The sequence below is a fragment of the Enterobacter sp. 50793107 genome, assembly GCF_001463365.1.
GTDB classification, from domain to species: Bacteria; Pseudomonadota; Gammaproteobacteria; order Enterobacterales; family Enterobacteriaceae; genus Enterobacter; species Enterobacter cloacae.
Map to the genome: position 1 here is coordinate 95630 of NZ_LNII01000166.1, position 26113 is coordinate 121742.

The window sequence follows — 26113 nt, forward strand, 5'->3', positions numbered from 1 at the left end:
TTATTTTATGGGGATCCCTCAACCCACAGGGAGAGGGAGAAAACCGGGGTTAGCTCAGCAGCGTAAACGCAATCATCCCGACAATCGCACCCGTAGTGCCGAGGATAGTTTCCATCAGCGTCCAGGTTTTCAGGGTTTGCGCTTCGGTCGCACCGGTAAATTTACCGAACAGCCAGAAGCCCGCATCGTTCACGTGCGACACCACAATCGAACCACCCGCGATACAGATAGACAGCGCCGCCATCTGCGCACCGGAGTAGTTCAGCTGTTCAATCACCGGCATCACCAGGCCAACAGCCGTTAAACAGGCAACGGTCGCGGAGCCCTGAATAATACGCACCGCCGCCGCCAGCACAAAGCAGGTGACCGCGATGGGCAGTCCCATTCCGGTCAGCGCTTCACCCAGCGCCGGACCGACGCCTGAATCCACCAGCACCTGCTTGAACACGCCACCCGCACCGATCACCAGCAGGATAATGCCCGCTGGCTGCAGCGCAGCACCGCAGATTTCCATCACGCGGTCTTTCGGCATCCCCTGACGCATCGCCAGGCCATAAATCGCCACCAGACACGCCACCAGAATTGCCGTGAACGGGTGACCGATAAATTCGAACCATTCGTACGCGGTAGAGCCCACCGGTACAAAGCGCGCGGCAATGGTTTTCAAACCCACCAGCACCAGCGGCAGCAGGATCAGAGACAGGCTGAAGCCGAAGGACGGCATTTTACCTTCGCCCAGGTGCGGCTCGGTAATATCATCAGGAATATGCAGTTCAACGTAGCGGCTGATGAAGTTGCCCCACAGCGGACCGGCGATAATCATTCCCGGGATTGCCGCGCACAGGCCAATCAGGATCATCCAGCCAAAGTCGGCGTGCATCTGGGAAGCCAGCAGCATCGGCGCAGGCCCCGGCAGCAGAAACGCCGCGGCTGCCGCCACGCCCGCAAACAGCGGAATAACCAGCTTCACAAGGTTAGTACCGGTATGGCGCGCCATGGAGAACGCCACGCTAATCAGCAGCACCACGGCCACTTCAAAGAACAACGGCAGCGCGCAGATCAGACCGGCCAGCCCAATCGCATAGTGTGCACGACTGTGACCAAACGATTTCAGCATCTTGACGGCAATCTGGTCGACCGCGCCCGTCTCATGCAGGATCTTGCCAAACATCGCGCCCAGCGCGACCACAATAGCCAGGAAGCCCAGTGTGCCCCCCATCCCTTTTTCCATCGTCGCAGCGATCTTGTCGAGCGGCATACCGGAAAAGAGACCTGCACCAATAGAAACCACCATCAAAGCAACAAAAGCATGCATACGCGCTTTCATCACTAAAAACAGCAGCAGCAATACCGAACCCACTGCTGTCAAAACTAGCGTTAATGTACTCAAAACTTACTGCCTTTTATTAATGACCTCGATGGTGCTGGCAACAACACCCTCCAGTGACTGATCGATATCAACCACTAAGACGTCTTTTTCATCTTCACCTGGCTCCTGCAGCGCTTCGAACTGTGTGACCAGCATCTGGGTTTTGAAGAAGTGGCCTTTGCGCGCCTTGAGACGGCTTTCGATGACGTCGAAATCGCCTTTCAGGTAGATGAAAGAGAGGTTCGGGTTGCCGTCACGCAGCAGATCGCGGTAGGTTTTTTTCAGCGCAGAGCAGACGATCAGGGAAACTTTATTGGTGCGCTGCATGGCAAACGCGGCATCGTTCAGCGCCTGTAACCACGGTTTACGGTCGTCGTCGTTCAGCGGCTCGCCGGAGGCCATCTTCATGATGTTGCTGCGCGGATGGAGGAAGTCGCCATCAAGAAACGCCGCATTAAGTTGATGCGCCACTTCGCTTGCCACGGCAGATTTACCGCTACCGGAAACGCCCATCAGGACGTAAACGTGGTGATCATGATTAGTCGTGCTCAAAGGGTGTCCCTCAGTCAATTGTTACGGGTAACAGTTATCGGTAACATTGTCCTGCCGGGGCAAAAGAGAAGCAATATCCAAACGTGCGCGATGTGAATAAGTGTGAGCTACTTCAAATTTGTCGGATTAAATAGATCCACCCGGTGACAAGGTGAAACCTAAATCTAACATTTTTGGCGTAACCGCTTCACCGCGAATGCGCGCCAGCAGGCGTTCTGCGCCAATGCGGCCCATGCGTTCACGCGGTGTCAGGACGCTCGCCAGACGCGGCTCCATCACCTGGCCGATGTCATGGCCGTGGAAACCGGCTATCGCCATATCATCGGGGATCTTCAGCCCCAGACGCTGGCATTCGAACGCTGCACCGACCGCAAGGTCATCGTTGGTACAGAAAATACCGTCCAGTTGTGGATACTCGCGCCGTGCCTGCCGCATCAGCTCAATACCCGACGTATAGGAAGAGGACTGCTCCACCATCACGCTGTACGGGGTTAAATTTGCGTCAAGCATCGCCTGCTCGTATCCCTTCTGTTTGATGATAGTACGTTCATCAAGACGCGCACCCAGGTAGGCGATATGACGATGACCGCGCGCGATGATCGCCGCCGTCATCTGCCGCGCCGCTTCGAAGTTGTCAAAACCCACGGCAATATCAAGGCACGGCGACTGGCTGTCCATCAGTTCCACCACCGGGATCCCGGCCACTTCGATCATCTTCAGCGTACGGGGGGTGTGAGTACGTTCAGTTAAAATCAGGCCATCGATGTTCCAGGAAAGCATCGATTCAAGACGTTCTTCTTCCAGTTCCGGTTTGTAGCCGTAGTGTGCCAGCATGGTCTGGTAACCAAACGCATCCGTGACGCTTTCAATACCGCGCAACACTTCGGCAAAGACCTGGTTGGTTAAAGAAGGCAGGAGGACGCCCACCGCACGACTGGTAGCATTGGAGAGAATATCGGGTGCGCGGTTAGGGATATAACCCAGTTCATCGAGAGCAGCGGCAATCTTGCCACGCAACGCTACGGAAACCTGTTCCGGGTTACGTAAAAAACGGCTGACCGTCATTTTGGTCACACCAACACGATCGGCGACATCCTGAAGTACGGGGCGTTTCTTTTTCATCGTCCTGAGAAATCTTGAAGAGAGAGATTTGCTCAGTTTATCACGGACAAAGCCCATCCTTCCCCTGTCAAAGGGAAGGATGGGCATTTATTTATGATTTATTACACCGGTGGCAGATCAAACAGCAGAATTTCACTTTCGCTGTCGGCATGCACGGAGAGCGCTTGCTCATCCCAGATGGCCAGACCATCTGCCGTTGTCGCTTTGGTGCCGTTGATGGACACTTCACCTTTCACCACCTGGATCCAGACGCGGCGGTTCGCGGCGATCTGGTGTACAGACTGTTCGTCTTTTGCCAGCGCCCAGCGGTACAGTTCCATATCCTGATGCACTTTCAGCGAACCTTCACGCGCATCCGGGGAGAGCACCAGCTGTTTGCCCTGTTTGGCGTCGAAGCGGCGCTGCTCGTAGCGCGGCGTGATGCCGGTTTCTTCTGGAATGATCCAGATTTGATACAGGTGCAGTTTTTCCGTTTTGCTCGGGTTGTACTCCGAGTGACGAACACCGGTACCCGCGCTCATGATCTGGAACTCGCCCGCCGGAACCTGCTCTTTGTTACCCATGCTGTCCTGGTGCTCAACCGCCCCTTCCAGCACATAGGTCAGGATTTCCATGTCTTTATGCGGGTGGGTACCGAAGCCCTGGCCTGCATCAATCACGTCATCGTTAATCACGCGCAGTGCAGAGAAGCCCATGAAGTTCGGGTCGTAGTAGTCGGCAAACGAGAATGAATGCCATGAGTCCAGCCAGCCATGATTCGCGTGACCACGTTCGTTTGCTTTGCGTAAGTAGATCATTGTTTTCACCCTCAGTTCGTTTCGATGAAGTAAGTGTGGACGCAAACAGCCTGGGATCATAGAGGGTGAAAATTGACTCCTCTGTTCAAAAATTATGAACAAGTGTAGAGGAGCCATTTTTGCTTATTTCGCAAGGGTTACCGTGGCAGGAGAAGCCTGTTCGAAGGCCCGTTCGAGGATTTCGAGGTTGGTCAGAACGTCAGATTCCTTGACGTAATTCGCCACACCGCGGGTCAGGGTTGCATGCAGCGCGTCGTAGACGCGACCATAGTCGCCGGTTTCAGGCGTCAGCTCTTCTCTGACCGTCACACCTTCTGCGTTCACATACTCCAGTACGCCAACCGAATCATCCGCCGCAAAGCCCGCTTCACCCGGCATGATATTGGCCTTCAGGCTGGTCTCCTGCTGATCGATACCGTACTTGATAAACGAACCTTTCGTGCCGTGAACGATAAATTTCGGGTAGTCGATTTTCACCAGATGGCTGGTTTTAACGATGGCTTTCAGGTCGCCGTAGAACAGCTGCGCTTCAAAAGTATCGTCCGGGTTGGCTTTATTACGCAGGCTGCGAATGTCATACGCCACGTGGTCCGGGCGGCCAAACAGGGAGATGATTTGGTCCATGGTATGGACGCCAAGACCGTAGAAGGAACCGTCCTGCGGCAGGCCGGGTTTGGTCTCCGCCACTGGGCGGTAATAGTCAAAATGGCTTTCCATTTCGACGATGTCGCCAAGCTTGCCGCTCTCAATCGCCTTTTTCGCCGTCAGGAAGCAGCTGTCGAAGCGACGGTTCTGATACGGCGTGACGGTCAGCCCTTTGCTTTTCGCCAGTGCGAAGAGGGTTTTCGCTTCAGCGATGGTCGGGGTGAAGGGTTTTTCTACCAGCACGTTTTTACCCGCCTCGAGCGCGCGTTTCGCATAGTCGAAATGGCTGTCGGCATGGGTACAGACGATGACCAGTGTAATCTGCGGGTCGCCCAGTACTTCATTGAGATCGCTGGTGAAATGAATATGGGAATACTGCGGAGACTGCTCTTCCGGCTTCGCGCTGCGGCGGTAGATATGCGCCACATGCCAGCTGTCTTTACGGTTGAGAACATACGGAAGGTGATAGCGGGTCGTACTTTTACCAAATCCAATAAATGCGCAATGTAAGGTCATAGCTCAGTCCTTTTGGAAGGTTACTGGGTTTTACCATAGCGCATGTTTTGCCCTCACCCCAGCCCTCTCCCACGGGGAGAGGGCGAAAATGGACAAAAAAAAGCCAGCTAAAAGCTGGCTAAAGTAATACTGGAAGCAATGTGAGCAATGTCGTGCTTTCAGGTTCCCGTAGTGGTCTTCCTGAATGCAGAGCAATAATAATCATTCTCATTCGCACTTGTCCAATACTTTTTGCAAAAAATAGCGGTTGACTCAAATTTCAAAGTCACTGATGTTGGAAAGGATGTTTAACTGACTGAGGAATAAGGAATGAGTGAGATAGTGATACGCCATGCGGAACCGAAAGATTATGACGCCATTCGTCAGATCCACGCCCAGCCGGAGGTGTACCACAACACGCTACAGGTTCCTCATCCCTCTGAGCAGATGTGGCAAGAGCGGCTATCCGACCAGCCGGGCATTAAACAGCTGGTCGCATGTATCGACGGCACCGTTGCCGGACACCTGTGCATCGCCGTTGCGCAACGCCCGCGCCGCAGCCATGTGGCTGATTTTGGGATCTGTGTAGGCGCGCAGTGGCAAAACCGGGGCGTTGCCAGCGCACTGATGCGCACCATGATTGATATGTGCGATAACTGGCTGCGCGTTGACCGCATTGAGCTGACGGTGTTTGTCGATAACGAGCCGGCGATTGCGGTGTACAAAAAACACGGATTTGAGATTGAAGGCACAGGCAAGCGTTATGCCCTGCGCAACGGCGAGTATGTGGATGCGTATTATATGGCGCGAATGAAGTAGTTTGTTGCCCTCACCCTAACCCTCTCCCACCGGGAGAGGGAATTACACAACAGATTAATACCCCGCCGTTAAATCATCCACCGACCGCGGGTCTGACGCGCCAAACAGCGCCCCGTCCGGCCCCACCATAATGCTCTGGGTGCTGCCCATCGCCTCTTTCACCGCTACCTTCTGTCCGCGCTGCTCCAGTAGTTTGAGGGTGTCCGGGCTAAAGCCCTTCTCGACGCGCAGTTCATCCGGCAGCCACTGGTGATGGAAGCGTGGGGCGTTGGTCGCCTCCGCCACGTTCATACCAAAGTCGATACTGTTCACCACCATCTGCAACACGGTGGTGATAATCCGGCTGCCACCGGGGCTGCCGGTTACCAGCCAGGTTTTGCCGTCTTTCACCACAATGGTTGGTGACATCGACGACAGCGGACGTTTCTTCGGCCCCACCGCGTTGGCATCCCCACCGACCAGCCCGTAGACGTTCGGTACGCCCGGTTTGGCAGAGAAGTCATCCATCTCGTTGTTCAGCAGAATGCCGCTGTTGCCCGCCACAATACCGGTTCCAAAGGTGGTATTGAGCGTATAGGTAACCGCCACCGCGTTACCGTCTTTATCCACCACCGAGAAGTGGGTGGTCTGGTTACTTTCATACGGTGCCAGCTTGCCGGGGCGGATCTCGCTCGACGGCTTAGCCTTATTGATGTCGATCTGATCGGCAATGGATTTGGCATACGCTTTGTTGGTCAGCGCCTGCCACGGCACCTTCACAAAGTCCGGGTCGCCAAGGTATTCCGAGCGGTCGGCATAGGCGCGTTTTTCCGCCTCGGCCATCACCTGCATGGCATCGGCACTGCCGAAGCCAAACTTGTGCATATCGAAGTTTTCCAGAATATTGAGGATCTGCACGATGTGGATCCCGCCAGAGGACGGCGGCGGCATGGAGAAGACCTCATAGCCACGGTAGGTGCCGCTAATTGGCTCGCGCTCCACCGCCTTATACTCCGCCAGATCCGCTTTGGTGATGAGCCCGCCGTTCTTTTGCATCTCTTTGGCAATCTGGTCGGCAATCGCCCCTTTGTAGAAGGCGTCCGGGCCATGCTCCGCAATCAGCTCCAGGCTTTTGGCAAGGTTCTTCTGCACCAGCTTATCGCCCTTCTTCAGCGGCTCTCCGTCTTTCCAGAAGATCGCCTTGCTGTTTTCATGGTTCGGAATGACTTCGCTGCCGTAGGTTTTAAGGTCATCGGCCAGGGCGTCGTTCACCACAAAGCCGTCGCGCGCCAGCTTAATGGCAGGCTGGACCACTTTGTTCAGCGGCATCGTGCCGTATTTTTCCAGCGCCAGCGAGAAGCCTGCGACGGTGCCCGGCGTACCGGACGCAAGGTGCGAGGTCAGCGATTTTTTACTGTCCGGGTTGCCCTGATCGTCAAGGAACATATCGCGGGAGGCCTGAGCAGGCGCCATTTCGCGGAAGTCGATAGCCGTCGTCTTCCCGTCTTTGGTGCGCAGCATCATAAAGCCGCCGCCGCCCAGATTCCCCGCCTGCGGGTGTGTTACCGCCAGCGCATAGCCGACCGCCACCGCGGCATCCACCGCATTACCGCCCTGTTTGAGAATATCGACGCCCACTTTCGTTGCCAGCGCATCCACCGAGGCCACCATCCCGTGCGTGGCCCGCACGGGATGAAACACATCTTCCTCCACGCCATAAGAGACCGGAGGAGCCGCAGGCGGGTTAGCCGCCACGCTAAATGTACCGCCTGCCATCAGCGCAGCGATGGCGACCCAGCGCAAAAGGGTTGGTTTCATCATTATTGTTCTCCAGGTGAAGGGAGCCATATTCCCCGCTTAAGCCTGGTTCACAACTCCTAAAAAATCATCGTCATGGTGAATTCGGGGTAAACTTAAGAGAAACCTCAAAGAAGGAGAAGATCATGAAACGCTTCCTGATCCTTACGGCGTTGCTCCCGTTTGCCGCACTTGCACAGCCACTCAATACGATGAATAACCCTAACCAGCCGGGCTATGTCATTCCGAGCCAGCAGCGTATGCAGACGGAGATGATGAGTCAGCAGCAACAGCAAAAAGGGATGCTGAACCAGCAGTTGAACACGCAGACCCGAATGCAGCAGCAGAGCCTGCAAAATCAGATGAACACTAACACCCAGCGCGTGCAGCAGGGGCAGATGCGCGAGCAACCGCTGCCGAATAAAAACGGCGGGATGCTGGGAGGGATGAGTTCGTCAGGCAGCGGACAGCAGCATATGCTGCCGTCGCAGTCGAATGGCAGTATGCTTAATCCACAGAACTAAAATCCGGGCCGATCAGGTCAATCGCATCGGTACAGATGCTGTCCACACCCCAGCGCAGAAGCTCAGCCGCACGCTGGGGTTTGTTGACGGTATACACCAGAATATGCAGCCCTGCCGCTTTCAGCATCTTAACCCTCGCCTCATCCAGCAGCTTATGATTGAGATGGATCGACACGCACGCTAAGCGGGTGGTCAGCTCACGCCAGTCCTCGCGCCACTCGTCCAGCAGCAGCCCGCGCGGCAGCTCCGGCACCGCAGCCTGTGCCGCTTCAAGGGCATCAATCTCAAATGACGACAGCAGCGGTGGCGTCATGCCTTCCCACAGCTCGCGCGCGGCCAGCGCAATCACGTTGCCCGTGAGCGGCCCGGTACCGGTCGTCGGTTTGATTTCGATGTTAGCCATCATCCCGTGTTGACGACAACGGTCGGCCACTTCCGCCAGCAGCGGCAACGGTTCGCCTTTGTACTCGCCGCTGAACCAGCTTCCGGCATCCACCTTCAGCAGATCGCGCCACGGCAGTTCCCCCGCCACGCCCCAGCCGTTGCTGGTGCGTTCGAGATTGTCATCATGCAGCAGGAAAATTTCGCCGTCTTTCGACAGCTTGGCGTCAAACTCAATCATCGTGTGGCCGTAGCGTGCGCCAACATCAATTGCCGCCAGGGTATTTTCCGGCGCCAGTTTACCGCCGCCACGGTGGGCGACGATGTGGGGATAAGGCCAGTTGCTCATAGTCGTTGTCCTGTTTCACCGTCAAATAAGTGCAGGTGATTTTCCGGCAGATGCAGCCACAGCGTGCTGCCTGCTTTCGGGCGTTCCTGATGCGGCAGACGCACCACCATTTTTTGCTCGCCCCAGCGTCCATGCGCCAGGTTATCTGCACCCAACATCTCCAGCGTGTCCATCACCAACGGCACGCCGCCGTCCGCCTGAGAGGTTAAACCAATATGCTCCGGGCGAATACCGAGCGTCATCTTACGCCCGGCGTAGCCACGATAGTACCAGTTGATGGGCAATGCCATCCCGCTTTCCAGCTCAAAGTGGGTGCCCGCGCTGCTGATCCGCCCTTCCAGCAGGTTCATTGCCGGGCTGCCGATAAAGCTCGCCACAAAACGGCTGGCCGGTTTTTCGTACACCTCCACCGGCGTGCCAATCTGCTCGGCAACGCCTTTGTTCATCACCATCACCCGCTGGGCAAGGGTCATGGCTTCGACCTGATCGTGCGTCACGTACAGGGAGGTGGTTTTAAGACGGCGATGCAGTTGCTGCAGTTCCAGACGCATCTGCACGCGCAGCTTGGCGTCAAGGTTAGAGAGCGGTTCATCGAACAGGAACACCGCCGGATCGCGCACGATGGCACGCCCCATCGCCACGCGCTGGCGCTGGCCGCCGGAGAGCTCGCGCGGACGGCGCTTAAGCAGGCCATCCAGCTCCAGAATGCGCGCCGCCTCTTTCACCCGCTCCTCGATATGCCCCTTGCCCATGCCGCGGATTTTCAGCCCCCAGGCCATATTCTCTTCCACGCTCATGTGCGGATAGAGGGCGTAGTTCTGGAACACCATCGCGATGCCGCGATCTTTGGGCTCCATCTCGGTCACGCGCTGGCGGTCAATCCAGATATCGCCGGAGGAGACGCGCTCAAGCCCGGCCACCATGCGCAGCAGCGTGGATTTGCCGCAACCGGACGGGCCGACCATCACGATGAACTCCCCGTCCGCCACGTCGAGGGTGAGCGGCTGAATCACCTGGGTTTTGCCATCCCAGCTTTTGGTCACTGCCTGAAGTTTTAAACCTGCCATCTTATTTCTCACTGTCCACTAAACCACGCACAAACGCACGCTGCATGGCTAAAACGATAACGACCGGGGGGATAAGGGTGAGCAGCATCGCCGCCATCACCTGGTTCCAGAGGGTGGTGCCTTCGCCGGTGGCGATCATGCCCTTGATGCCCGCCACGGCGGTGCCGAGGTTGACGTCCTGAATAATCAGCAGCGGCCACAGGTACTGGTTCCAGCCGTAGATAAAGGTGATCACAAACAGCGCCGCGAGGTTGGTTTTCGACAGCGGCAGCACGATGTCGCGGAAAAAGCGCATCGGTGAGGCGCCGTCAATGCGCGCGGCTTCAATCAGCTCGTCCGGCAGCGTCATAAAGAACTGGCGGAACAGGAAGGTGGCGGTCGCAGATGCCATCAGCGGCAGGGTTAAGCCCGCGTAGCTGTCGAGCATCTTCAGGTTGGCGATCACTTCCACCGTCGGGAAGATACGCACCTCCACCGGCAGCATCAGGGTGATAAAAATCATCCAGAAGAAGAGGTTACGCAGCGGAAAGCGGAACCAGACGATGGCGAAGGCCGAGAGCATCGACACCGTGATTTTGCCCACCGTAATGCCGAACGCCATGATGAAGCTGTTGAGCATCATCAGCCAGAACGGCGCGCTGTTGGCCCCCACGCCCTGGGTCCAGATGGTTTTCATGTTCTCAAAAAGATGCGTGCCTGGGATCAGCGTCATCGGCGTGTCGAACACCGCTTTGGTGTCCAGCGTGGCGGCGACAAACGCCACGTACAGCGGAAAGAGGATGACGATAATCCCCAGAATCAGCATGGTATGGCTGAAAATCGTCAGCCCGCGACGGTTCTCAATCATTGGTAGCGCACCTTACTTTCGACATAGCGGAACTGCACCACCGTGAGGATGATGACGAGGAACATCAGCACGACGGACTGCGCGGCGGAGGCCGAGAGATCCAGCCCGGCAAAACCTTCGCGGTAGATTTTATAAATCAGCGTCGTCGTGGCCTGCACCGGGCCACCGGCGGTGGCCGCGTCGATGACCGGGAAGGTGTCGAAAAAGGCATACACCAGGTTCACCACCAGCAGGAAGAAACTCACCGGGGCAATCAGCGGCAGCGACAGCCTGAAGAAGCGGCGGATCGGGCCTGCACCGTCAATGGCGGCGGCTTCCACCAGCGAACGCGGAATGGACTGTAGCGCGGCAAAGAAGAACAGGAAGTTGTAGCTGATCTGCTTCCACACCGAGGCGAACACCACCAGGAACATCGCCTGGCCGCTGTTCTGGGCGTGGTTCCAGTCGTATCCGAATTCCGCCAGAAAATGGGTAATTAACCCGCGTCCGGGGTTAAACAGGAAGATCCACAGCACGGCGGCGACCGCTGGTGCTACGGCGTAGGGCAGCAGCATCAGGGTCTGATACACACGGCTGCCACGCACCACGTAATCCACCAGCGCGGCGAAGAACAGCGAGGCAACAAGGCCGCTCACGGTGACCAGCGCGCTGAATTTGATCGTCGTCCAGAAAGAATCCAGGTAGTAGCTGTCGTGGAACAGCGCGGTGAAGTTGTCCAGGCCAACAAACTGGCTGGAGAGTCCAAACGGATCAACGCTTTGCACCGAGTACCAGAGCGCTTCGCCCGCAGGCCAGATAAAGAAGATAACGGTGATGACCAGCTGAGGCGCGACCAGCAGATACGGCAGCCAGCGGGAACGAAACACCGGACGGGATGATGACATTGAGATTTGGTTCCTGAACAGTGCCGGGTGGCGGCTACGCCTTACCCGGCCTACATATGGCACGTCGTAGGCCCGGTAAGCGCAGCGCCACCGGGCATTTTTTTACGATTTGGTGGACTGCTCAAAGCGGCGCAGCAGCTGATTTCCGCGCTCTACCGCTGAATCCAGCGCCTGCTGTGGCGTTTTCTTGCCGGTCCAGACGCTTTCCAGCTCTTCGTCGACAATGGTGCGGATCTGCGGCATGTTGCCCAGACGCAGGCCTTTGGTGAACGGCAACGGCGGCTTGTTCAGCATCTGACGCGTCGCGATATCCGCACCCGGATTCTTGCTGTAGAAGCCCTGCTCGCGGGTCAGGTCATAGGCAGCTTTGGTGATCGGCAGGTAGCCGGTTTTCTGGTGCCATTCGGCCGCGTTTTCAGGTTTCGCCAGGAAGTCGAGGAACTCGGCCACTCCTTTGTAGGTGCCGGCGTCTTTACCCTGCATCACCCACAGGCTTGCTCCGCCGATGATGGCGTTCTGTGGCGCGCCTTTCACGTCTGCGTCGTACGGCATCATGCCCACGCCATAGTTGAATTTGGCGTAGTGACGAATATCCGCCAGCGAGCCGGACGAGGCGGTGGTAATGGCGCAGTCACCGTTGTAGAACTTCTCGGTGGATTCGTCTTTACGTCCGAAGTAGCTGAAATCACCCATCTTGTTCAACTCTTCCAGCAGCGCGATGTGCTTCACCTGCTCTGGCTTGTTGAACTCCAGTACCGCGTCGGTGCCATCGAAACCGTTGTTTTTGGTGGCTACCGGCAAGCCGTGCCAGGCACTGAAGTTTTCAATCTGGATCCAGCCCTGCCAGCCGCTGGCGTAGCCGCACTTCATCCCCGCCGCTTTCAGCTTCGCGGTGTACTCCGCCAGATCCTGCCAGGTTTTTGGCGGCTGCTCCGGGTCTAAACCGGCTTTCTTAAAGGCGTCTTTGTTGTAGTACAGCACCGGCGTCGAGCTGTTAAACGGCTGAGACAGCAGATGGCCGGTTTTAGAATCGGTGTAGTAACCCGCTACGGTCGGCACAAACTGGGATTCGTCGAAGTTGATCCCCGCCTCTTTGAACACTTCGTAGACCGGTTTGATGGCTTTGGAGGCCATCATGGTCGCGGTGCCTACTTCGTATACCTGCAAAATGGCAGGCGCATTACCGGTACGGAAGGCGGCAATGCCCGCGCTCAGGCTCTGCTCGTAGTTACCTTTGTACACCGGCACAATTTTGTAATCCGGATGGGAGTCGTTGAAACGCTGCGCCAGGGAGTCAACCTCTTTACCCAACTCCCCTTCCATGGAATGCCAGAACGGAATGGTCGTCACAGCCATTGCGTTCGTCGCAAAAGCCAGACCCAGTGCCAGACCCAAAGCTGTGTGTCGTAACGATGTCATTGTCATCTCTCTTATTGTGCCGGATGCGCGATATCACGCGTTTTATGCTCGCGAGGTAACATGACATGCTCGAATGACAGAAAAATAACTGTTTGTTTACAGATAAGTGACAACAAAAGGTCAGCGGGATGATGGTTGTGTGAAGGGGTTTGGGGTGTGGTTGGGTGCGGTATGGTGCCCTCACCCCGGCCCTCTCCCACAGGGAGAGGGAGAAAACACTAAAAATGGCAACGTGCGTTGCCATTTTGCTTTTACCTATCCGCCTAAATACGCACTCCGCACCGCTTCATTGGCCAGCAGCGCATCGCCGGTATCTTCAAGCACCACGTGGCCGTTCTCCAGCACGTAACCGCGATCGGCGAGCTTCAGCGCCTGGTTGGCATTCTGCTCGACGAGGAAGATGGTCATCCCTTCTTTACGCAGCTGTTCAATGGTGTCGAAGATCTGCTGAATGATAATTGGCGCAAGACCCAGCGACGGTTCATCCAGCAGCAGCAGGCGCGGCTGGCTCATCAGGGCGCGGCCGATCGCCAGCATCTGCTGCTCACCGCCGGACATGGTCCCCGCACGCTGAATACGACGCTCCCACAGGCGCGGGAAGAGTTCGTACACCCACTTGATACGGGACTGATACTGGTCGCGGTCAGCGAAGAAGCCGCCCATCGCCAGGTTCTCTTCCACCGTCATGCGCGAGAAGACGCGACGCCCTTCAGGGACTATCGCCACCGCTTCACGCATGATTCTGGCGGTCTGCCAGTCGGTGATGTCTTTGCCATCAAACACAATCCGACCGCTGGTGGCGCGCGGGTCGCCGCACAGGGTACCAAGCAGCGTGGTTTTGCCCGCGCCGTTAGCCCCAATCAGGGTGACGATTTCGCCCTGATTGATATGCAGGCTGACGTCGTGCAGCGCCTGGATCTTGCCGTAGTGGGCACTTACCTTGTCAAACGTTAACATCGCTTTTTCCATCTTATGCCTCACCCAGGTATGCGCGGATCACGTCCGGGTTGTTGCGGATCTCATCCGGCGTGCCGTTTGCCAGCGGCGTTCCCTGGTTCACCACGTAGATACGGTCAGAGATCCCCATTACCAGCTTCATATCGTGCTCAATCAGCAGGATAGTGGTGTCGTGATGATCGCGAAGCTCAGCAATCAGCTCGTCCAGCTCTTTGGTCTCTTTCGGGTTCAGGCCCGCAGCGGGTTCATCGAGCATCAGGATTTCCGGCTGCGTTACCATGCAGCGCACAATCTCAAGGCGACGCTGGTCACCGTACGCAAGGTTACTTGCCTGGCGGTTGGCATGCGGCAGCAGACCGATACGGTCAAGCCATGTTGCCGCACGATCCAGCGCTTCGCTCTGCGCCCGGCGGAAGGCTGGCGTCTTCAGCAGGCCGGAGAACAGACCGGTTTTCAGCTGCTGATGCTGTGCCACCAGCAGGTTCTCAATCACCGTCATCTCGCGGAACAGACGCACGTGCTGGAAAGTACGCACCACGCCCATGCGGGCAATCTGCTGGCCCGGCAGCCCTTCCAGATGCTGGTCGCGCAGCATGATGGTGCCGCCCGTCGGCTTGTAGAAACCGGTCAGGCAGTTAAAGACTGTGGTTTTTCCCGCACCGTTCGGGCCAATCAGGGAGACGATCTCTTTCTTGTGCAGATCCAGATTCACATTGTTGACCGCCAGCAGGCCGCCAAAACGCATCATAAGACCGTTAACGGATAATAATGGCTGACTCATGCCTGCTCTCCTTTTGCTTGCCCGTTCTTCAGCTTCAGCTGTGGACGAGTCATCGGCAGCAGACCCTGCGGACGCCAGATCATCATCAGCACCATCAAACCACCCAGCATCAGCATGCTGTATTCGTTAAAGTCACGCATCAGCTCGCGTGAGACCACCAGCAGAATGGCGGCGAGGATAACGGCAAACTGCGAACCCATTCCGCCGAGCACCACAATCGCCAGCACAAAGGCGGATTCGGCAAAGGTGAACGATTCCGGGCTGACAAAGCCCTGACGCGCGGCAAACAGCGTGCCGGCAAAACCGGCAAACGCGGCGCTGATGGTGAACGCAGTCAGCTTAATGCGGGTCGGGTTGAGGCCCAGGGAACGGCAGGCGATTTCATCTTCACGCAGCGCTTCCCACGCGCGGCCCAGCGGCATACGCAGCAGGCGGTTAATCACGAACAGCGTGATGACCACCAGCAGCAGCGCCACCATGTAGAGCCAGATGACGCGGTCGGACGGATCATACTTCACGCCAAAGAAGTTGCTGAAGGTATCCCAGCCGCCTTCACGGGCGGTACGGCTGAACTCCAGACCAAAGAAGGTTGGTTTCGGGATCTGGCTAATCCCGTTCGGGCCGCCAGTCACCTCGGTATTGTTGAGCAGCAGGATACGGACGATTTCGCCGAAGCCCAAGGTCACAATCGCCAGGTAGTCACCGCGCAGGCGCAGCACCGGGAAGCCAAGCAGGAAACCTGCAGCGGCAGAGACCAGCCCCGCCAGCGGCAGGCACGTCCAGAAGCCGAGACCGTAATAGTGGTTCAGTAGCGCAAAGGTATACGCGCCAATGGCGTAGAAACCGCCGTAGCCCAGTACCAGCAGGCCAGAGAGCCCCACTACCACGTTCAGACCCAGACCCAGAATAACGTAGATCATGGTCAGGGTGGCGATATCTACCGTGCCGCGCGAGACCACGAACGGCCACGCCACCGCAGCCACCAGCAGCGCCACGAGGAACAGCTTCTGCTTAACGGTGGAGCCATCGATAGCCGGCAGGACAAACTTCGGTCCCGAGACGCCTTTCAGCGTTTTCTGGAACAGCGGACGCAGCAGCTGGAACAGGAACACCACGGCGGTGCCGATAAAGACCCACTGCCAGCGAATGTCAGCGGCGGTGTCTACCACAAGCTTTGTGCCGTTCAGCTCTAACTGAACGCCCATAAAGACGCCCGCCAGCACGAAGAACATGGCGGCAGAGAGCAGCGCCATTGCAAAATGCATCGGTTTCATACTTTCTCTACCTCCGGACGACCCAGAATACCGGTAGGCATCACCAGCAGAACCAGAATCAGCAGGGCAAACGACACCACGTCTTTATACTCGGTACTCAGATACGCTGAGGAGAGCGCTTCTGCCACGCCCAGAATCAGGCCGCCAATCATCGCGCCAGGAATACTGCCGATACCGCCCAGTACCGCCGCGGTAAAGGCTTTCATCCCGGCCATAAAGCCGATGTACGGATTAATTACGCCGTAGAACTGGCCGAGCAGGACGCCTGCGACGGCCGCCATCGCCGCGCCGATCACAAAAGTGAGCGCAATCACGCGGTCAGTGTTGATGCCGAGCAGGCTCGCCATCTTCAAATCTTCCGCGCAGGCGCGGCAGGCGCGTCCCATGCGGGAGTAGCGGATGAAGAGCGTCAGAGCGAGCATCGCAATAAAGGTCACCACCCAGATCACCAGTTGCATGGTGGTGATAGAGGCAGAGAAGTTTTCGCTGGCGCCGACAATCCACTGGCCGTTGAACAGGCTTGGCAGCGCCACATCGCGCGAGCCTTCGGTCAGGCTGACGTAGTTTTGCAGGAAGATAGACATCCCAATCGCGGAGATCAGGGCAATCAGGCGCTTGGAGCTGCGTACCGGCCGGTAGGCCACCCGCTCGATGCTCCAGCCGTAGGCGCTGGCAATCACAATCGCGCCGACAAACCCGGCGGCGACCAGCAGCCAGCTGCTGTCGATACCCATCATCATCAGGGCGGCGATAATCATAAAGGAGACGTAGCTACCGATCATGTACACCTCGCCGTGGGCGAAGTTGATCATGCCGATAATGCCGTACACCATCGTATAGCCGATGGCAATCAGCGCGTAGGTGCTTCCCAGCGTGACGCCGTTAAACATCTGCTGCAGGAAATAGAGAAACTGCTCGGACATATGCAAACCTTTTTATACCCGCCCGGCGGTCCGGGCGGCGGGATAATTATTTGGCGGCCGAAGACGAACCGTCGGCGTGCCACTTAAAGACACCAAATTCAAATCCCTTCAGATCGCCTTTCTCATCCCAGTTCAGCGGCCCAATCACGGTGTTCGCCCCGTGTGCTTTTAAATCTTTCACCAGATCCAGCGGTTCTTTGCTGCCAGTACGGTCCAGCGCGGTGGCCAGTGACTGCACGGCGGCGTAGGTGATCCAGACGTATGGACCACTTGGATCTTTCTTCTGCGCCTTGAGCGCATCCACGATAGCCTTGTTCGCCGGATCCTGGTCATAGCGTTTTGGCATTGTCACCAGCATGCCTTCAGCGGCATCCCCGGCGATGTTAGACAGGGAGGCGTTACCCACGCCTTCTGGACCCATGAACTGGGTTTTCAGACCGACAGAGCGCGCCTGGCGCAGCATCTGGCCCATTTCCGGGTAATAACCACCGTAGTAAACGAAGTCGATATTCTCTTTTTGCAGACGGGCGATCAGCGCAGAGAAATCTTTCTCACCCGCGGTAATCCCGTCGAAGAAGACAATATTTGCGCCGCCTTTTTTCAGCCCGTCCTGAACGGAACGCGCCAGGCCTTCGCCGTACTGCTGTTTGTCATGAATAATGGCAATGCGCTGCGGTTTAACCGTCTCGAGGATGTATTTCGCCGCGGTCGGCCCCTGGGAGGAGTCCAGACCGGCGGTACGCATAATGTGCTGGTAGCCGCGCTGGGTCAGCTCCGGGTTGGTGGCACCAGGGGTAATCATCAGAATACCTTCGTCTTCGTAGATATCAGACGCAGGCTGAGTGGACGATGAGCACAGATGGCCGATCACATACTGGATGCCATCGTTCACGATTTTGTTCGCCACCGCGACGGCCTGTTTTGGATCGCAGGCGTCGTCGTATTCCACGCCCACCAGCTTGTCGCCTTTGATGCCACCTTTGGCGTTGATGTCTTTAATTGCCTGACGTGCGCCGTTGAACTCCATGTCACCCCACTGGGCAACAGGCCCGGACATGGCACCGACCACCGCAACCTTAATCTCTTCCGCCATGGCTGCATGCGAGAGAGACAATGCAACCATGCCCGCGATTAACGTCTTCGCGTTCCTTTTCATCTCTGAATCCCCATTCGTGATGTCGTGTATATATTTTGTTTTATTATGGTTAAAAAGCATTCTGTACTTTTAATGCACAACGCTATTTTTACCAGTGCCTTTAATGGTTTAGCGCAGGTTTTTATCAAAAACCAGACTAAATTCTCTATTTTTCAGGCGATTAAGCAAAGATAATATTCTGAAATCAGGCAGAGATAAACAAATAAAAGTGCAGTTTGCAGCATAAAATAACGGCACAAAGCGCCGAATAAATCACTGCCATTCAGGTTAAAATTCTGCTTATTTTTCGATCCATGTGTTTTCAGACTGCACTTCGCCCTGGCAAAAAACTAATCACCTGGTAACGGGGAATAAAAAGAGGAAGCCGCTGAGCGAATAAATTGAGTACACTGCCTCTACTCAATTTGATTTGGACAAGCAGCTAATGAAACTGACTATCGTTCGTCTGGTGACCTTTAGCGACCAGGATCATATCGACCTGGGCAAGATCTGGCCGGAATATTCCCCTTCGTCGCTGAGCGTTGACGAAACCCACCGTATTTATGCCGCGCGCTTCAACGAGCGTCTGCTGGCTGCTGTGCGCGTGACGCTGAGCGGCACGGAAGGGGCGCTGGACTCTCTGCGCGTGCGCGACGTCACCCGTCGTCGCGGCGTAGGACAGTACCTGATTGAAGAAGTGATCCGTGAAAACCCGAGCATTACCTCCTGGTGGATGGCCGACGTAGGCGTGGAGGACCGTAGCGTGATGGCGGCGTTTATGCAGGCGTTAGGATTTACGGCGCAGAAAAATGGGTGGGAGAAGCGCTAGATTTGTGCGGCCTGATGCCCTCACCCCAGCCCTCTCCCACGGGGAGAGGGGGCAAACATTAAAAAAGGCAACTTACGTTGCCTTTTTGCTTTTATTTTGCGTCAGTAGCAGTACCGTTGGCATGCCAGTCAAACACGCCGAACTCGAAGCCCTTCAGATCGCCCTTCTCATCCCAGGAGAGCGGCCCCATCACGGTATCAACAGAGTTCGCTTTCAGCCAGGTGGCAATCTCAGCCGGATCGGCTGACTGGTTCAGACCCGCCTGCAGAGACTGCAGTGCTGCGTAGGTGGTCCAGACGAACGCGCCGCTTGGATCCTGTTTCTTCGCCTTAATGGCATCTACAATCGGTTTGTTCGCAGGGACCTGGTCGTAGTTCTTCGGCTTGGTCACCAGCAGGCCTTCCGCAGACTCACCGGCAATGTTAGACAGGGAAACGTTCGCCACCCCTTCCGGCCCCATGAACTGGGTTTTCAGACCCGCTGCACGAGCCTGACGCAGGATCTGCCCCATTTCCGGGTGGTAGCCACCGTAGTAAACGAAGTCGATATTCTCTTTCTTCAGACGCGCCACCAGGGTAGAGAAGTCTTTCTCACCGGCGGTGATACCATCAAAGAACACGACGTCAGCATTCGCTTTCTTCAGGTTGTCCTGCACGGAGCGCGCCAGACCTTCACCGTACTGCTGTTTGTCATGAACGATCGCGATACGCTTCGGCTTCACTTTTTCGACAATGTATTTGGCGGCCGTTGGGCCCTGATCGGAGTCCAGACCGGTGGTGCGCAGGATCAGCTTATAGCCGCGCGACGTCAGCTCCGGTGCCGTTGCCGCCGGGGTGATCATCAGGATGCCTTCGTCTTCGTAGATATCAGACGCAGGCTGGGTGGAAGAGGAGCACAGGTGACCGATAACGTATTTGATGCCGTCGTTCACCACTTTGTTCGCCACGGCAACCGCTTGTTTCGGGTCACAGGCATCATCATATTTTACGATCTGCAGTTTTTCGCCTTTGATACCGCCCTTCGCATTAATGTCGGCAACCGCCTGCTCTGCGCCCGTAAATTCCTGGTCGCCATACTGTGCTACCGGACCGGACATCGCGCCCACCACGGCCACTTTAATATCGGCCTGCGCCATGGTGCTGAATGCCAACGCGATACATCCTGCCAGTAACGCTTTACCCTTCATGTTCATCCTGAGATTCCCCATTATTATGGTTATTACGATTGTTGTGATGTTGTTGTGTAGCGCTTTATTTCAGTTATAGGTATACCAGTCGCGCTTTTTCAGCATACTCTGCTAAAACATACCCCATTTTTATGATTTTGGAATAGCAAATTTGAAATGAATATATGATAAGCCCGGCAGGAATTTCACCGGGCTTCTGGCTTTAACGAGTCAGCGACGCAGAAATAATGTCCAGCGCTTTACGGAACTGCACTTCAGGGATTGTGAGCGGATAGAGGAAACGGATGACGTTACCGTACACGCCGCAACTCAGAAGCAGAAGGCCTTCCTGCAGGGCTCGCTCCTGAACCTGACGGGTGAATTCCGGTGACGGCAGCCCGGATTGCGGATCGTTAAACTCCACCGCCACCATTGAGCCTTGTGCGCGGATATCCGCGATATACGGACAATGTTCCTTCGCTTTGTTCAGTACTTCCACCAGATGATGACCCAGGTGCGCCGAGCGCGTGCAAAGGTCGTCTTCATCAATCACGTCCAGCACGGCATGTGCGGCGGCGATCGCCAGTGGGTTACCGGCGTAGGTACCGCCCAGTCCGCCAGGCGCAGGCGCGTCCATCACCTCGGCGCGGCCCGACACCGCCGAGAGCGGCATGCCACCCGCCAGGCTTTTCGCCATGGTGATCAGATCCGGTTTCACGCAGTGGTGTTCCATCGAGAACAGTTTTCCGGTACGCGCAAAACCGCTTTGCACCTCATCGGCGATCAGCAAAATACCGTGGGTATCGCACAGGGCGCGCAAGTCCTGCATAAAATCCGCCGGTGCAATGTTGAAACCGCCCTCACCCTGAACCGGTTCAAGAATAATGGCCGCGACCTGGTCCGGGGCAATGTCCGCTTTGAAGATACGCTCCAGGCTTTTTAATGCCTCCGCCGTACTGACACCGTGCAGTTCATTGGGGTATTGGGCGTGATATACCGAGCCAGGAAACGGCCCGAAACCCAGCTTGTAAGGGGCAACTTTCCCCGTCAGCGCCATGGTCATCGAGGTGCGTCCATGAAAAGCACCGCCAAAGGCGATCAGGCCAGGGCGTCTGGTGTATGCGCGGGCAATTTTTACCGCGTTTTCGACGGCTTCTGCCCCCGTTGAGAAGAAGGCGGTTTTGGCCGGGCCGTCAATCGGCACACGCGCGTTGATTCGCTCGGCAAGCGACACATAGCCTTCGTATGGCACAATCTGGTACGCCGTGTGGGTGAAGGCATGAAGTTGTTTTTCAATGGCGGAAATGATTTTTGGATGGCGATGCCCGGTGTTCAGCACCGCTATTCCGGCGGCAAAGTCGATATACTCGTTGCCCTCGACGTCCCACACCGTGGCGTTTTCAGCTTTATCGGCATAGAAGTTACACATCACGCCGATGCCGCGCGGCGTCGCCTGTAAACGCCGGTCGTTCAGTTCGTTATTTTTCACCCTGTCCCCCTGAGAAAGTCGCCTGCTTAGCGCATCAGTAAGTGTTTGCCAGGGGGGAGAAATTCGCCAGAGCGGGCGCTAAAAAAACAAAACCCCCGGATTAGCATCCAGGGGCTCTCGTCATACTTCGCGGGAATTACGCTTCAATCGCGGCGCGAAGTTTTTTCATGGCGTTCTTTTCAAGCTGACGCACACGTTCAGCGGACACGCCGTAGCGGTCGGCCAGCTCCTGCAGCGTGGACTTGTTGTCTTCGTCCAGCCAGCGGGCACGGATAATATCCTGGCTACGCTCGTCAAGGCCTTCCATCGCATAGCTCAGCTTGTTCGCGGCCTGATCTTCCCAGTTGTCCTCTTCAATGCCGTCAGCAAAGTTAGAGGTCTTATCCTGCAGATACAGTACCGGCGCCATTGGCTGGCTGTCGGACGCATCGTCATCGGAAGACATGTCAAAAGTCATGTCCTGCGCGGCCATACGGGATTCCATCTCACGCACATCTTTGCTGGAAACACCCAGCTCGCGCGCCACCATTTCTACTTCATCCTGATTGAACCAGCCCAGACGCTGCTTGGTTTTACGCAGGTTGAAGAAGAGTTTGCGTTGCGCTTTTGTCGTGGCGACTTTCACGATACGCCAGTTGCGCAGCACGTATTCGTGAATCTCTGCTTTGATCCAGTGCACAGCGAAGGAGACCAGTCGTACACCCACTTCCGGGTTAAAGCGACGTACAGCCTTCATCAGGCCGATGTTACCTTCCTGAATCAAGTCCGCCTGCGGCAGGCCATAGCCCGCATAATTACGAGCAATGTGAACAACAAAGCGCAGGTGAGACAGGATCAGCTTTTTCGCTGCTTCCAGATCGCCCTGGTAATGCAGCTTTTCAGCAAGCTCCTTTTCTTCCTCGGCCGTTAACATCGGCCAGGTGTTCGCAGCCCGGATATACGATTCCAGGTTACCAACAGGGGCTAAAGCTAAAGTTTGCATTTCTTTGGTCATTCATTCCTCTCAATGTTTCTTCTGGTCCAGGTTGTCCCCATCAGGCAACAACCATGCCAAAGCGTTTGAGCAACGAGATTAGCATTCACTCTTTTATCAGACAGTGATTTTATCCACAAGTTCCAGGTGCAACGGTGAATAAATTACGCACAAAATGTGACATGGAGATGATAACAGGGGAAGAGACAACAGGGACGCTTTCCCTGCAGAGCGAACATCTCGGTGCAGGGAAAGATTATATCACGCTTTTCTTAGTCGGGAGTAAAGTGGCGTAAATGTTGAACCGTCGCCAGCCATGCTGCCACCCAGCCAATCATGGAGCAAACCAGCAGCAGAAGAAGGCACTCATCGAACCCTAAACCACTGATATCAAACTTAGTTCCGAAGACCTGCGCCACCTCGGTCACGGCGGAGGAGAGCCGCATCACCAAAATTTCTGACAATATCAGTGAAAGAAATGCGCCGGAAAAACCGAGCAATGCGCCGCCGTAAAGGAACGGACGCAGGATGAAGCCATCCGTCGCACCAATCAGCTTTTGCACGTTGATGGTATCGCGGCGGGCGAAAATGCTCAGACGCACGCTGTTACCGATGACGAGGAACACCGCCGCCACCATCAGCACGCCAATCATCGCCGACACGCGCCCCACCAGCCCGGTCAGTGCGGCAAGACGCGCAAACCAGCTGTCGTCCATACGCACTTCATCAATGCCTTTAATGGTAGAGATGCGGTCGCGCAGCGTATTAAGTGAATCCGTTCCCTGGAAGTCGAGCTTCGGGATCACCACCGCCACGGCCGGCAGCGGGTTCTCTTCGAGCATATCCAGCGCGCCGCCAAAGCCTGACCAGTTACGGAACTCACCCAGCGCTTCTTCGCGGGAAAGGTAGTTCACCTTCTCCACGCCCTTCTCGGCCTGGATTTGCCCCACCACCTGCGCCGCGGCGTTATCGTCGAGCGCTTTGTCCAGATAGACCGTGATCTGCGGAGACGGATAGTACTGCGACGCCGCCTGATTCACGTTCTTATAGACCATATAGCAGACGCTTGGCAGCGTCAGCGAAATGGCGATAACCATCACCGTCAGGAACGTCGCCAGCGGTTTACTTTTCAGATCCTGCAACGCGCCGTGGAAGGCGTAGCGTACCTGTTCATTGAACACGTTGGTTTTGCGGGAGTTTGGCTTCGGCGCGGCTTTCGCCCGCTTCGGCGCATTACGGTTACCGTCACCGCCACCCTGCGGCTTACGGAAACGGTCAAACCGGTTCCCGAACTGCCGAATCTGGTTCATTGCATCACGCTTGTTCACCGTGGCCTCCGTGCAAATGCCCGTCGCTCAGGGTCAGCATGCGGTACGAACGGCGGGAAATGAGCCCGATGTCGTGCGTCGCCATCAATACCGTCACCCCAACGCGGTTGAATTCCTCAAACAGACGCAAAATCCCTTCAGAAAGGGCGTCGTCCAGGTTACCGGTCGGTTCATCCGCCAGCAGTACCGCAGGCTTGTTCACCACCGCACGGGCAATGCCCACACGCTGCTGTTCACCGCCGGAGAGCTGGATCGGAAAGTTCTTCGCTTTGTCCAGCAGCCCGACCTTATCCAGCGCCGCAGAGACGCGACGGCGGATATCATCATAGCTGGCACCGGCAATAATCAGCGGGATCGCCACGTTATCGAAAACGGTGCGATCCATCAGCAGGTGGTGATCCTGGAAAATCATCCCGATCTGGCGACGCAGGAACGGCACTTCGCGGTTCTTAAGACGGCTAATCTCATGGCCGCTGAACCAGATTTTCCCGGCGCTTGGCCGTTCAATCCCACAGATAAGCTTGAGCAGGGTACTTTTCCCCGCGCCGGAATGGCCGGTCAGGAATGCCATCTCGCCTGGCTGCAGGTGGAAGGTCACCCCCTGCAGCGCTTGTCTCCCACCGAGATAGGCCTTGCTGACGTGTTCAAAGCGAATCATTGTTAGTCCTCTCGGGCAAATAATGCCTCAATAAAGTCGTCCGCCTTAAACGGACGCAAATCCTCAATACGCTCGCCCACACCGATGTAACGAATAGGAATGCCGAACTGATCGGCCACGGAGAAGATCACCCCGCCTTTCGCGGTGCCGTCCAGTTTGGTCAGCGTGATCCCGGTCAGTCCTACCGCTTCATGGAACAGCTTCGCCTGGCTGACGGCGTTCTGTCCGGTGCTGGCATCGATGGTCAGCATAATTTCATGCGGTGCGTCTTCGTCCAGCTTCTTCATGACGCGGACGATTTTCTTCAACTCTTCCATCAGGTGCGATTTGTTCTGCAAACGCCCTGCGGTATCGGCAATCAGGACATCCACATTTCGCGACTTCGCCGCCTGGATGGCGTCAAAGATCACGGACGCGGAATCTGCACCGGTGTGCTGCGCAATCACCGGAATGTTGTTGCGCTGGCCCCACACCTGCAGCTGTTCAACCGCCGCCGCGCGGAAGGTATCACCCGCCGCCAGCATCACCGTTTTACCCTGCTGCTCGAACTGACGCGCCAGTTTGCCGATGGTGGTGGTTTTCCCGACACCGTTAACGCCAACCATCAGAATAACAAATGGCGTTTTGCCTTCAATATTAAGCGGTTCGTCAACTTTTGCGAGAATTTCACCCATCTCGTCTTTCAGCAGGCCGTACAGCGCTTCGGCGTCGCGCAGCTGTTTGCGGCTCGCCCCTTCGGTCAGGTTGGCGATGATCTTACGGGTGGTTTCCACCCCAACGTCCGCAATCAGCAACTGCTCTTCCAGCTCTTCAAACAGATCGTCGTCGATCTTTTTGCCGCGGAACAGACTGATAAATCCGGAACCTAAATTTTCTTTAGTTTTTAACAGGCTGCGTTTCAGGCGGGCAAAGAAACCTTCTTTGGTCGGTTTTTCCTGCTCCTGAACGATCTCCTCTTCGGCCTGCTCTTCCACCGGCACGACGATAACCGCTTCTTCAGCCGCCTGAGCGGCCAGCGCCTGGGCTTCCAGCTCTTCGTCGGTCAGCGCCGGCTCATGTGCCGCTTCTTCTTCCACCGCGTCGACAATTTCCACGGTTTCCGCTTCGGCCTGCCACTCTTCAGGGGAAACGTCGTCCGCTTTTACCTCTTCCGGCAGCGGCAACTCTTCATGTTCGATAACGGCCTGCGGCGCTTCAGTAACCGCTTCAACAACAGGTTCTGGCTTTTCGCTCTCCTGAACCTGTTCGGTGACCTCAACCACCTCTTCAGCAAAGGCTTCAGTCTCTTCTTTGCTGTGCGCATGCTCTTCCGCTTCGACAACCGCGGCGGTTTCTACAGGCGTTTCAGGCTGAGACTGCTCTTCAACGGCTTGTTGTTCTTCGGTTTTCTGTTCTGTTTCTTGCTCTTTTTCACCGAAACCCAGCCAGGAAAAGAAGCCACGTTTTTTTTGTTTTGCCATCTGCGACTACACTCCTCGCGGCGCTATATACATGGAAGCTAAAAAAATGATGAAATAGTCTAACACTTTACTTAATTGACATCACCGCCCGCAAT

25 protein-coding genes are annotated in these 26113 nt (G+C 56.2%); 3 read left to right on the plus strand and 22 right to left on the minus strand.

Going from position 1 to position 26113, the window contains the following annotated elements; translation table 11 throughout:
* Positions 1-49 precede the first annotated feature (49 nt).
* The 5 genes from gntU to APU11_RS23800 form a co-directional block, all read right to left on the minus strand.
* The gene (gene gntU, locus APU11_RS23780) at positions 50-1390 is read right to left on the minus strand and encodes a gluconate transporter (RefSeq protein ID WP_014833577.1); all 1341 of its coding nucleotides are present in this window, start codon (positions 1388-1390) and stop codon (positions 50-52) included.
* A 3-nt stretch (positions 1391-1393) separates the two neighbouring features.
* On the minus strand, positions 1394-1921 hold the full coding sequence (gntK, locus tag APU11_RS23785) for a gluconokinase (protein ID WP_038420757.1): 528 nt from the start codon (positions 1919-1921) through the stop codon (positions 1394-1396).
* A gap of 126 nt (positions 1922-2047) precedes the next feature.
* Entirely contained in the window at positions 2048-3043 is a 996-nt protein-coding gene (gene gntR / locus APU11_RS23790) for a gluconate operon transcriptional repressor GntR (RefSeq protein WP_014833579.1), read from the minus strand.
* A 101-nt stretch (positions 3044-3144) separates the two neighbouring features.
* Complete coding sequence (locus APU11_RS23795) at positions 3145-3840, minus strand: pirin family protein (protein ID WP_000639796.1); 696 nt, start codon at positions 3838-3840, stop codon at positions 3145-3147.
* A gap of 123 nt (positions 3841-3963) precedes the next feature.
* Entirely contained in the window at positions 3964-5001 is a 1038-nt protein-coding gene (locus APU11_RS23800; RefSeq protein WP_029883600.1) for an oxidoreductase, read from the minus strand.
* A gap of 309 nt (positions 5002-5310) precedes the next feature.
* Between APU11_RS23800 and yhhY the strand changes: the two genes are divergently transcribed.
* Entirely contained in the window at positions 5311-5799 is a 489-nt protein-coding gene (gene yhhY, locus APU11_RS23805) for an N-acetyltransferase (protein ID WP_013099120.1), read from the plus strand.
* A 54-nt stretch (positions 5800-5853) separates the two neighbouring features.
* Here yhhY and ggt read toward each other — a convergent pair whose 3' ends face one another.
* Complete coding sequence (gene ggt / locus APU11_RS23810; RefSeq protein ID WP_072193873.1) at positions 5854-7599, minus strand: gamma-glutamyltransferase; 1746 nt, start codon at positions 7597-7599, stop codon at positions 5854-5856.
* A gap of 122 nt (positions 7600-7721) precedes the next feature.
* Between ggt and APU11_RS23815 the strand changes: the two genes are divergently transcribed.
* Entirely contained in the window at positions 7722-8099 is a 378-nt protein-coding gene (locus tag APU11_RS23815) for a DUF2756 family protein (RefSeq protein WP_013099122.1), read from the plus strand.
* On the opposite strand, the gene ugpQ is transcribed toward APU11_RS23815, so the two are convergent.
* The 10 genes from ugpQ to livK all read right to left on the minus strand — a co-directional run bounded on the left by ugpQ (position 8083) and on the right by livK (position 18137).
* Positions 8083-8829, minus strand: coding sequence for a glycerophosphodiester phosphodiesterase (gene ugpQ, locus APU11_RS23820; protein WP_058650519.1), 747 nt, complete (start codon positions 8827-8829; stop codon positions 8083-8085). The two genes, APU11_RS23815 and ugpQ, sit on opposite strands and share 17 nt — an antisense overlap.
* Positions 8826-9896, minus strand: coding sequence for a sn-glycerol-3-phosphate import ATP-binding protein UgpC (locus APU11_RS23825; RefSeq protein WP_058650520.1), 1071 nt, complete (start codon positions 9894-9896; stop codon positions 8826-8828). Before APU11_RS23825 ends, ugpQ begins: the two co-directional genes overlap by 4 nt.
* A 1-nt stretch (position 9897) precedes the next feature.
* Positions 9898-10743, minus strand: a complete 846-nt coding sequence (gene ugpE, locus APU11_RS23830) for a sn-glycerol-3-phosphate ABC transporter permease UgpE (protein WP_013099125.1) — start codon at positions 10741-10743, stop codon at positions 9898-9900.
* Positions 10740-11627 (minus strand): sn-glycerol-3-phosphate ABC transporter permease UgpA, encoded by an 888-nt coding sequence (ugpA, locus tag APU11_RS23835; protein WP_045900947.1) that lies wholly within the window; start codon positions 11625-11627, stop codon positions 10740-10742. Before ugpA ends, ugpE begins: the two co-directional genes overlap by 4 nt.
* 102 nt (positions 11628-11729) lie before the next feature.
* Positions 11730-13046: a sn-glycerol-3-phosphate ABC transporter substrate-binding protein UgpB gene (ugpB, locus tag APU11_RS23840; protein ID WP_047351941.1), complete on the minus strand. Its 1317-nt coding sequence runs from the start codon at positions 13044-13046 to the stop codon at positions 11730-11732.
* 255 nt (positions 13047-13301) lie between these two features.
* A complete protein-coding gene (gene livF / locus APU11_RS23845) occupies positions 13302-14015 on the minus strand; it encodes a high-affinity branched-chain amino acid ABC transporter ATP-binding protein LivF (RefSeq protein WP_013099128.1) in 714 nt (237 codons plus the stop codon).
* A 1-nt stretch (position 14016) separates the two neighbouring features.
* Positions 14017-14784, minus strand: coding sequence for a high-affinity branched-chain amino acid ABC transporter ATP-binding protein LivG (gene livG / locus APU11_RS23850; RefSeq protein WP_013099129.1), 768 nt, complete (start codon positions 14782-14784; stop codon positions 14017-14019).
* Complete coding sequence (gene livM, locus APU11_RS23855; protein ID WP_014833590.1) at positions 14781-16058, minus strand: branched chain amino acid ABC transporter permease LivM; 1278 nt, start codon at positions 16056-16058, stop codon at positions 14781-14783. The genes livG and livM overlap by 4 nt, the downstream gene beginning before the upstream one ends.
* Positions 16055-16981, minus strand: a complete 927-nt coding sequence (gene livH / locus APU11_RS23860; RefSeq protein WP_013099131.1) for a high-affinity branched-chain amino acid ABC transporter permease LivH — start codon at positions 16979-16981, stop codon at positions 16055-16057. The genes livM and livH overlap by 4 nt, the downstream gene beginning before the upstream one ends.
* Positions 16982-17027: 46 nt before the next feature.
* Positions 17028-18137 (minus strand): high-affinity branched-chain amino acid ABC transporter substrate-binding protein LivK, encoded by a 1110-nt coding sequence (livK, locus tag APU11_RS23865; protein ID WP_028028112.1) that lies wholly within the window; start codon positions 18135-18137, stop codon positions 17028-17030.
* A gap of 424 nt (positions 18138-18561) precedes the next feature.
* On the opposite strand from livK, the gene panM reads away from it, so the two are divergent.
* Complete coding sequence (panM, locus tag APU11_RS23880; protein ID WP_023621800.1) at positions 18562-18945, plus strand: aspartate 1-decarboxylase autocleavage activator PanM; 384 nt, start codon at positions 18562-18564, stop codon at positions 18943-18945.
* A 91-nt stretch (positions 18946-19036) separates the two neighbouring features.
* Here the strand turns inward: panM and livJ are convergent, their stop codons facing one another.
* The 6 genes from livJ to ftsY all read right to left on the minus strand — a co-directional run bounded on the left by livJ (position 19037) and on the right by ftsY (position 26018).
* Complete coding sequence (livJ, locus tag APU11_RS23885; protein WP_014833593.1) at positions 19037-20137, minus strand: branched chain amino acid ABC transporter substrate-binding protein LivJ; 1101 nt, start codon at positions 20135-20137, stop codon at positions 19037-19039.
* Positions 20138-20333: 196 nt separating this feature from the next.
* Positions 20334-21599 (minus strand): 4-aminobutyrate--2-oxoglutarate transaminase, encoded by a 1266-nt coding sequence (locus APU11_RS23890; RefSeq protein WP_038985052.1) that lies wholly within the window; start codon positions 21597-21599, stop codon positions 20334-20336.
* Between the two features lie 136 nt (positions 21600-21735).
* A complete protein-coding gene (gene rpoH, locus APU11_RS23895) occupies positions 21736-22593 on the minus strand; it encodes an RNA polymerase sigma factor RpoH (RefSeq protein ID WP_008500093.1) in 858 nt (285 codons plus the stop codon).
* A 251-nt stretch (positions 22594-22844) separates the two neighbouring features.
* Positions 22845-23900, minus strand: coding sequence for a permease-like cell division protein FtsX (ftsX, locus tag APU11_RS23905; RefSeq protein WP_013099139.1), 1056 nt, complete (start codon positions 23898-23900; stop codon positions 22845-22847).
* A complete protein-coding gene (gene ftsE, locus APU11_RS23910; RefSeq protein WP_013099140.1) occupies positions 23887-24558 on the minus strand; it encodes a cell division ATP-binding protein FtsE in 672 nt (223 codons plus the stop codon). Before ftsE ends, ftsX begins: the two co-directional genes overlap by 14 nt.
* Positions 24559-24560: 2 nt before the next feature.
* Positions 24561-26018, minus strand: a complete 1458-nt coding sequence (gene ftsY / locus APU11_RS23915) for a signal recognition particle-docking protein FtsY (protein WP_058650521.1) — start codon at positions 26016-26018, stop codon at positions 24561-24563.
* Positions 26019-26113 lie beyond the last annotated feature (95 nt).

Excerpts from the sequence above, each read along its gene's own strand:
- gntR (WP_014833579.1), bottom strand. The coding sequence starts at position 3,043 with ATGAAAAAGAAACGCCCCGTACTTCAGGATGTCGCCGATCGTGTTGGT.
- APU11_RS23795 (WP_000639796.1), bottom strand. The coding sequence starts at position 3,840 with ATGATCTACTTACGCAAAGCAAACGAACGTGGTCACGCGAATCATGGC.
- APU11_RS23800 (WP_029883600.1), bottom strand. The coding sequence starts at position 5,001 with ATGACCTTACATTGCGCATTTATTGGATTTGGTAAAAGTACGACCCGC.
- yhhY (WP_013099120.1), top strand. The coding sequence starts at position 5,311 with ATGAGTGAGATAGTGATACGCCATGCGGAACCGAAAGATTATGACGCC.
- ggt (WP_072193873.1), bottom strand. The coding sequence starts at position 7,599 with ATGATGAAACCAACCCTTTTGCGCTGGGTCGCCATCGCTGCGCTGATG.
- APU11_RS23815 (WP_013099122.1), top strand. The coding sequence starts at position 7,722 with ATGAAACGCTTCCTGATCCTTACGGCGTTGCTCCCGTTTGCCGCACTT.
- ugpQ (WP_058650519.1), bottom strand. The coding sequence starts at position 8,829 with ATGAGCAACTGGCCTTATCCCCACATCGTCGCCCACCGTGGCGGCGGT.
- APU11_RS23825 (WP_058650520.1), bottom strand. The coding sequence starts at position 9,896 with ATGGCAGGTTTAAAACTTCAGGCAGTGACCAAAAGCTGGGATGGCAAA.
- ugpE (WP_013099125.1), bottom strand. The coding sequence starts at position 10,743 with ATGATTGAGAACCGTCGCGGGCTGACGATTTTCAGCCATACCATGCTG.
- ugpA (WP_045900947.1), bottom strand. The coding sequence starts at position 11,627 with ATGTCATCATCCCGTCCGGTGTTTCGTTCCCGCTGGCTGCCGTATCTG.
- ugpB (WP_047351941.1), bottom strand. The coding sequence starts at position 13,046 with ATGACATCGTTACGACACACAGCTTTGGGTCTGGCACTGGGTCTGGCT.
- livF (WP_013099128.1), bottom strand. The coding sequence starts at position 14,015 with ATGGAAAAAGCGATGTTAACGTTTGACAAGGTAAGTGCCCACTACGGC.
- livG (WP_013099129.1), bottom strand. The coding sequence starts at position 14,784 with ATGAGTCAGCCATTATTATCCGTTAACGGTCTTATGATGCGTTTTGGC.
- livM (WP_014833590.1), bottom strand. The coding sequence starts at position 16,058 with ATGAAACCGATGCATTTTGCAATGGCGCTGCTCTCTGCCGCCATGTTC.
- livH (WP_013099131.1), bottom strand. The coding sequence starts at position 16,981 with ATGTCCGAGCAGTTTCTCTATTTCCTGCAGCAGATGTTTAACGGCGTC.
- livK (WP_028028112.1), bottom strand. The coding sequence starts at position 18,137 with ATGAAAAGGAACGCGAAGACGTTAATCGCGGGCATGGTTGCATTGTCT.
- panM (WP_023621800.1), top strand. The coding sequence starts at position 18,562 with ATGAAACTGACTATCGTTCGTCTGGTGACCTTTAGCGACCAGGATCAT.
- livJ (WP_014833593.1), bottom strand. The coding sequence starts at position 20,137 with ATGAACATGAAGGGTAAAGCGTTACTGGCAGGATGTATCGCGTTGGCA.
- rpoH (WP_008500093.1), bottom strand. The coding sequence starts at position 22,593 with ATGACCAAAGAAATGCAAACTTTAGCTTTAGCCCCTGTTGGTAACCTG.
- ftsE (WP_013099140.1), bottom strand. The coding sequence starts at position 24,558 with ATGATTCGCTTTGAACACGTCAGCAAGGCCTATCTCGGTGGGAGACAA.
- ftsY (WP_058650521.1), bottom strand. The coding sequence starts at position 26,018 with ATGGCAAAACAAAAAAAACGTGGCTTCTTTTCCTGGCTGGGTTTCGGT.